Source organism: Kitasatospora sp. LaBMicrA B282, from assembly GCF_050325825.1.
GTDB lineage: Bacteria > Actinomycetota > Actinomycetes > Streptomycetales > Streptomycetaceae > Kitasatospora.
On the sequence record NZ_JBNQTI010000330.1, the window covers coordinates 1 to 3,166 of the forward strand.

Sequence of the window (3,166 nt, forward strand, 5' to 3'; positions counted from 1 at the left end):
CCGGTGGTCGGCCGCGGTCCCCGGCGCTCGGGGGCGTGGCCGGGTGGATGCGCCCGCGGACCCGGCCGCGCCGGCACGCCCGCCCGGTCGCCCAGGCCGGCCCGCGCGTCGGCAGCCGTTTCGACGGCGCCGCCCGCCGGTTGCTCACCGTGGCCTTCGCCGCCGCGCTCTTCCAGCCGCCCTACACCAGCGGGGCGCTGGACCGGATCCCGCTGGCCGGCCCGGCCTACGGGGTCTTCCTGGTGCTGGTCGCGGCGCTGGCGGGGCTGGCCGACGCGGTGCTGGCGGCCTGCCAGCGCCGCGGTGCCGGCCGGTTCGGCGCGGCCCTGGAGACGGAGCTGCGGGCGCTGCCCGGGATCGGCTCGGCGATCGCGGCCACCGGCATGCTGGTCAGCCTGGCGGCCGGCGAGGTCGGGCTCTGGGCGCTGCCGGTCTTCTGCCTGCCGCTGCTGCTGGCCCAGGCCTCGTTCCGGCGGGCCGCGGCCGTCCGGGCGACCTACGGGCAGACCATCGCCACCCTGGCCCGGGCGACCGAGGTGGCCGGCTACACCGCGCCCGGTCATGCGCGCCGGGTCGCGGACACGGCGTGCGCGGTCGGCCGCGAGCTGGGCCTGGGCGCCCACGACCTCGCCCTGCTGGAGTACGCCGCGCTGATGCACGACATCGGCCAGCTCTCCCTGGTGGAACCGGTGCGCGGCGGAGCCACCGCGGTGCTGCCCGAGCCGGAGCAGCAGCGGATCGCCCGCCTGGGCAGCGAGGTGATCCGCTGCACCGGGGTCCCGGGGCCGGTGGCCGAGCAGGTGGCCCGGCTGGCCGACCCGCTGTTCGGCCCCGACGGCCGGCCGGACCACAGTCTGCCGCTGGCCGCCCGGATCATCCGGGTGGCCAACGCGCACGAGGACCTCACCGGGTCGGCCGAGCCGGGGGAGGCGGCGCTCACCGTGCTGCGCGCGCAGAGCGGGCTGACCTACGACCCGGAGGTGATCGCGGCCCTGGAGCGGGTCCGGGCCGCGGGCGGCGGAGCGTGCACCGTGGCGCGCTCCGAGCGGGGGTGACCCAGCGTGACGAGTGCCGTGGGGAGCGCACCCTGCCGCCGCCGTGGTTGGATGCGGTCGTAGCGTGGAACACCCGAGCAGGGACCAACCGGCCCCCTCGGCCCCGGCCACCGCACCGGGTGGCACACCGTGCGGCGGGTGAGCCGACGCGCCCGGCGGGTACGCGCCGGGAGCGGCCGACTCCCAGCAGGACTCAGCAGAACCGAGCGGACAGGCGGCAGGGCAACGTGAAGATCTTCCACCGGGCACGGCACCGGCCGTCCGCCACCTGGCGGCAGACGACCGACCGGGCCTTCACGCTGATCGGGGACGGGCGCTACGAGGACGCCGGCGCGCTCCTGGTGATGGCCGCGGACCTGGAGCCCTGGCTCTCCGACTCCTGGTTCAACCTGGCGCTGCTGCACAAGTTCCGGCGTGACTGGGAGCAGGCCCGGGTGGCCGGCCTGCGGGCGGTCGCCCTGCTGGACCGGGACCACGGTGCCCCGGACTGGTGGAACCTGGGCATCACCGCCACCGCCCTGCAGGACTGGCCGCTGGCCCGCCGGGCCTGGCAGGCCTACGGACTGAAGCTGTCGGCCGGCGCCGGTGCCCCCGACGCCCCGGTCCGCCTGGACCTGGGCACCACCCCGGTGCGGCTGTCGCCGGAGGGCGAGTCCGAGGTGGTCTGGGGCCGCCGGCTGGACCCGGCCCGGGTCGAGGTGCTCTCCATCCCGCTGCCCTCCTCCGGCCGCCGCTGGGGCGAGGTGGTGCTGCACGACGGCGCCCCGCACGGCGAGCGGGTGGCCAACGGCACCGCCTACCCCGTCTTCGACGAGATCGAGCTCTGGGCGCCCTCGCCGGTGCCCACCTACGTGGTGCTGCTGCAGGCGGCCACCGAGGCCGACCGGGACGCGCTGGAGCGGCTGGTGGCCGAGGCGGGGTACGCGGCCGAGGACTGGACCTCCTCGGTGCGGCTGCTCTGCCGGGCCTGCTCGGAGAGCCGGATGGCCACCGACGACGGCCGCACCGTGCACCACGACCCGCACGACGACGGCGACGCCGCGCACCCCGGCCACCTGAGCCACCTGAGCCAGGCCGGCGGCGAACTCGGCTGGCAGACCGAGCGCGAGTGCGGGATCGCCGCGCCCGCCGGGCTGGTCCGGCTGCTGCTGGACCGCTGGGTGGCGGCCGCCCCGGCCACCCGGGCCTACCGGGACGTGGAAGAGGTCTGCTGACCGGCGGAGGTCCGCTGAACCTCGCCCCGAGCGGCTCGGTCTAACCTGGTGGGGTTCAGACCAGCGCGCACAGGAACGGAAGAGCGAAGAGCATGGCGGAGCAGCACGAGCACACCCACGACCACGAGCACGACCACGAGGACGCCGAGGCGGCCCCGGTCAAGGTGATCGGCGAGGAGCCCGATCTCTCCAAGGGCACCGCGCGGCCGATCACCGTGGTGGGCAACCCGGTGCTGCACCGCGAGTGCCGGGTCGTCACCGCCTTCGACGGGGAGCTGGCGGCGTTGATCGACGACATGTTCCAGTCGATGTACGCGGCCTCCGGGGTCGGCCTGGCGGCCAATCAGATCGGGGTGGACGCCAAGGTCTTCGTCTACGACTGCCCGGACGACGAGAACGTGCGGCACATCGGCCACGTGATCAACCCGGTGCTGGAGGACCTGCCGGTGGACCGGCGGACCCTGGACGACGGCAACGAGGGCTGCCTCTCGGTGCCCACCGCCTACGCCGAACTGGCGCGCCCGGACTACGCGGTGGTGACCGGCCAGGACAAGGACGGCAACCCGATCCGGGTCGAGGGCACCGGCTTCTTCGCCCGCTGCCTGCAGCACGAGACCGACCACCTGAACGGGTACCTCTACATCGACCGCCTCTCCAAGCGGGACCGCAAGGACGCGCTGCGCCAGATGGCCGAGGGCACCCCGACCTACGCGACCGTGCCGAACGCCTGACGGACCGTCGGGCGAGCGAACGGGGAAGCCCCCGCCGGCCTGGGGTGGTTTCCAGGGGTTGTTGCAACACGTGGCTGGTTGATCAAGCTGCGAGCAGTTTATGCAGGCGCTCGGCTGGGGTTTCCCAGCCGAGCGTTTTGCGTGGGCGGCCGTTGAGCTCGGCGGC

The 3,166-nt window shown here is 75.2% G+C and carries 3 protein-coding genes; all 3 read left to right on the plus strand.

Annotated features, from left to right (window positions below; translation table 11 throughout):
• Nucleotides 1-1,055, plus strand: a 1,055-nt coding sequence (locus tag ACQRUO_RS39095; RefSeq protein ID WP_428320948.1) for an HD-GYP domain-containing protein, incomplete at its 5' end; no start/stop codon positions are given.
• Between the two features lie 227 nt (nt 1,056-1,282).
• Entirely contained in the window at nt 1,283-2,269 is a 987-nt protein-coding gene (locus tag ACQRUO_RS39100; RefSeq protein WP_428320949.1) for a tetratricopeptide repeat protein, read from the plus strand.
• Between the two features lie 92 nt (nt 2,270-2,361).
• On the plus strand, nt 2,362-3,000 hold the full coding sequence (gene def, locus ACQRUO_RS39105; RefSeq protein WP_428320950.1) for a peptide deformylase: 639 nt from the start codon (nt 2,362-2,364) through the stop codon (nt 2,998-3,000).
• Nucleotides 3,001-3,166: the final 166 nt, after the last annotated feature.